The 240-nt window shown below is 67.5% G+C and carries 1 protein-coding gene; it reads right to left on the bottom strand.

The annotated features are described in order from the left end of the window. The coding region (locus tag AC1RPY_RS08155; protein WP_481763181.1) for a superoxide dismutase at positions 1–240 on the bottom strand (240 nt) is incomplete at both ends.

The following is a 240-nucleotide window of genomic DNA, read 5'->3' as shown; positions in this document are numbered from 1 at the left end:
GGTAGAAGGCGTGCTCCCACATGTCGAGCCGCAGCAGCGGGATGGTGGCCGCCGCGAGGTTGCCCTGGTGGTCGTAGAGCTGCTCGATGATGAGCTTCTGGCCGAGCGAGTCCCACGCGAGGATCGACCAGCCGGAGCCCTGGATGCCGAGCGCCGATGCGGTGAAGTGGGAGCGGAACTTGTCGAACGAGCCGAAGAACTCGTCGATCGCCGCGGCGAGCTCGCCGGTCGGCTTGTCGC

The organism is Dellaglioa sp. CoH-56-MRSF-12 (assembly GCF_056782075.1).
This window is presented reverse-complemented; position numbering and strand designations above follow the sequence as displayed.